This is a genomic window from Variovorax sp. 10N420, assembly GCF_056394705.1.
Genome location: NZ_JBFTIJ010000047.1, coordinates 1 through 592, shown reverse-complemented (window position 1 = coordinate 592; position 592 = coordinate 1). Strand labels below are relative to the sequence as shown.

At 65.7% G+C, this 592-nt stretch carries 1 protein-coding gene; it reads left to right on the top strand.

Annotated features, from left to right (window positions below):
- Positions 1–592, top strand: a 592-nt coding sequence (locus AC1DEK_RS30145) for an autotransporter-associated beta strand repeat-containing protein (RefSeq protein WP_478128994.1), incomplete at both ends; no start/stop codon positions are given.

Genomic DNA, 592 nt, shown 5'->3' with positions numbered 1-592 from the left:
TCGGTCGGCGCAGATGCCAACCTAGGTGCGGCCGCGGGTGGCGTGGCGCTGGATGGCGGCACTTTGGAAACCAGTGCGAGTTTCACGTCGGGCCGCGCGGTCACGATCACTCCCAACAACGGCAGCATCCAGACCGATGCGGGGACGACGCTCACGCTGACCAACACGCTCTCCGGTGCCAGCGGCGCACTGACGAAAGAAGGCGATGGCACGCTGGTTCTGACCAGCAGCAACACCTATGGCGGCGGCACGACGATCTCGGCGGGCACACTGCAGATTGGCACCACCACTGGTCTCACCGGTTCGATCGTGGGCGATGTCGCCAACAACGGCACGCTGGCGCTCGGACACGGGAACGCCTGGACCTTCACCGGCGCGATCAGCGGCACCGGCAACGTCAACCAGATCGGCTTGGCCACAACGACGCTGACGGCCGACAACACCTACACCGGCGGCACGACGATCTCGGCGGGCGCACTGCAGCTGGGCAATGGCGGCACCAGCGGTTCAATCGTTGGCGATGTGGTGGACAACGGCACGCTGGCATTTAACCGCAGCGATGCGCTGACCTTTGCGGGCACGATCACCGGCA